General features: G+C 55.1%; 2 tRNA genes and 2 rRNA genes (1 of these 4 running past the window's edge). All 4 read left to right on the top strand.

The window, feature by feature from the left end:
• Positions 1-192 precede the first annotated feature (192 nt).
• Positions 193-1733 (top strand): 16S ribosomal RNA (locus tag K4A83_RS22015).
• 93 nt (positions 1734-1826) lie between these two features.
• A tRNA-Ile gene (locus K4A83_RS22010) sits at positions 1827-1903 on the top strand.
• 115 nt (positions 1904-2018) lie between these two features.
• Positions 2019-2094: transfer RNA gene (locus K4A83_RS22005), tRNA-Ala, on the top strand.
• A 196-nt stretch (positions 2095-2290) separates the two neighbouring features.
• Positions 2291-2824 (top strand): 23S ribosomal RNA (locus K4A83_RS22000); its annotated part runs 2087 nt beyond the window's last position; the annotation flags it as partial.

The following is a 2824-nucleotide window of genomic DNA, read 5'->3' as shown; positions in this document are numbered from 1 at the left end:
AGCCGCTCTTTAACAATCGATCAGGTAATTCATGTGGGCGCTTGTCGATGAGGTGGTGAGAAGTCACACCATTTCAAGGCAAGCGACTCGTCGAGACCTTCGGGTCTTTTGAGAAGCTTTGACCTTGAGCCAAGTTTGGTCCGCTTTCTGCTCGTGTTTCGGCATGGGTCAGGGTAAGGACTATATGATCTTAAACTGAAGAGTTTGATCATGGCTCAGATTGAACGCTGGCGGCAGGCCTAACACATGCAAGTCGAGCGGCAGCACGGGAAGCTTGCTTCCTGGTGGCGAGCGGCGGACGGGTGAGTAATGCATAGGAATCTGCCCGGTAGTGGGGGATAACCTGGGGAAACCCAGGCTAATACCGCATACGCCCTACGGGGGAAAGCAGGGGCTCTTCGGACCTTGCGCTATCGGATGAGCCTATGTCGGATTAGCTGGTTGGTGAGGTAATGGCTCACCAAGGCGACGATCCGTAGCTGGTCTGAGAGGATGATCAGCCACATCGGGACTGAGACACGGCCCGAACTCCTACGGGAGGCAGCAGTGGGGAATATTGGACAATGGGCGCAAGCCTGATCCAGCCATGCCGCGTGTGTGAAGAAGGCCCTCGGGTTGTAAAGCACTTTCAGTGGGGAAGAACGCCTTGCGGTTAATACCCGCAAGGAAAGACATCACCCACAGAAGAAGCACCGGCTAACTCCGTGCCAGCAGCCGCGGTAATACGGAGGGTGCGAGCGTTAATCGGAATTACTGGGCGTAAAGCGCGCGTAGGTGGCTTGATAAGCCGGTTGTGAAAGCCCCGGGCTCAACCTGGGAACGGCATCCGGAACTGTCAGGCTAGAGTGCAGGAGAGGAAGGTAGAATTCCCGGTGTAGCGGTGAAATGCGTAGAGATCGGGAGGAATACCAGTGGCGAAGGCGGCCTTCTGGACTGACACTGACACTGAGGTGCGAAAGCGTGGGTAGCAAACAGGATTAGATACCCTGGTAGTCCACGCCGTAAACGATGTCGACTAGCCGTTGGGTCCTTCGCGGACTTTGTGGCGCAGTTAACGCGATAAGTCGACCGCCTGGGGAGTACGGCCGCAAGGTTAAAACTCAAATGAATTGACGGGGGCCCGCACAAGCGGTGGAGCATGTGGTTTAATTCGATGCAACGCGAAGAACCTTACCTACCCTTGACATCCTGCGAACCCTTCGGAGACGAAGGGGTGCCTTCGGGAACGCAGAGACAGGTGCTGCATGGCTGTCGTCAGCTCGTGTTGTGAAATGTTGGGTTAAGTCCCGTAACGAGCGCAACCCTTGTCCTTATTTGCCAGCGAGTAATGTCGGGAACTCTAAGGAGACTGCCGGTGACAAACCGGAGGAAGGTGGGGACGACGTCAAGTCATCATGGCCCTTACGGGTAGGGCTACACACGTGCTACAATGGTCGGTACAAAGGGTTGCGAACTTGCGAAAGTGAGCTAATCCCAGAAAGCTGATCTCAGTCCGGATCGGAGTCTGCAACTCGACTCCGTGAAGTCGGAATCGCTAGTAATCGTGAATCAGAATGTCACGGTGAATACGTTCCCGGGCCTTGTACACACCGCCCGTCACACCATGGGAGTGGACTGCACCAGAAGTGGTTAGCCTAACCTTCGGGAGGGCGATCACCACGGTGTGGTTCATGACTGGGGTGAAGTCGTAACAAGGTAGCCGTAGGGGAACCTGCGGCTGGATCACCTCCTTAAACGACGTATCACGCCTCGCGGCAAGTGCTCACAATGAATTACCTGATCGGCCAGAGCAAAGACTGTTTGGGTCGCCGACCCAGTGGTTAGCCGGGTCTGTAGCTCAGTTGGTTAGAGCGCACCCCTGATAAGGGTGAGGTCGGCAGTTCAAATCTGCCCAGACCCACCAATTTTATCCAGTACGGCGTTATTTCGTGACTCGCATAGCAGGCTATGCGTCGCCCCGAAATGCCTTATCCTGAATAAAATAACCGAACGACCCGTGACGGGAAGTCGGTATCAGTGGGGCCATAGCTCAGCTGGGAGAGCGCCTGCCTTGCACGCAGGAGGTCAGCGGTTCGATCCCGCTTGGCTCCACCATCTACGCCACAGTCTTTGTCTGCAGTGACCAGTGGGAAGTCCTAAGACTTCCCACTGTTCTCTGAACAGTCTGCTCTTTAACAATGTGAATCATGCTGACACGTTTTCTCCGCAAGGAGAAAGCAAAGTGATACGTCTCAAGCGTATCCGGCAATTGTCGTGACGTAATCGTGGACCAGACCCTTTCGGGTTATATGGTCAAGCGATTAAGCGCATACGGTGGATGCCTTGGCAGCCAGAGGCGATGAAGGACGCGGTAGCCTGCGATAAGGCTCGGTGAGGTGGCAAACAACCTGTGACCCGGGCATTTCCGAATGGGGAAACCCACCCAGCACAAGCTGGGTATCCCACACTGAATCCATAGGTGTTGGGAGGCGAACCGGGGGAACTGAAACATCTAAGTACCCCGAGGAAAAGAAATCAACCGAGATTCCCCCAGTAGCGGCGAGCGAACGGGGACTAGCCCTTAAGCGGCACAACTGATAGGCGAACAGGCTGGGAAGCCTGACCATAGCGGGTGATAGTCCCGTAGCCGAAATCTGAGTGTCGTGAAATCGAGTAGGTCGGGGCACGTGAAACCTTGACTGAACATGGGGGGACCATCCTCCAAGGCTAAATACTCCTGGCTGACCGATAGTGAACCAGTACCGTGAGGGAAAGGCGAAAAGAACCCCGGAGAGGGGAGTGAAATAGATCCTGAAACCGTATGCGTACAAGCAGTGGGAGCAGA

This window comes from Spirulina subsalsa FACHB-351 (assembly GCF_026130165.1).
In the GTDB taxonomy this organism is placed as follows: Bacteria; Cyanobacteriota; Cyanobacteriia; order Cyanobacteriales; family Spirulinaceae; genus Spirulina_A; species Spirulina_A subsalsa_A.
This window is presented reverse-complemented; position numbering and strand designations above follow the sequence as displayed.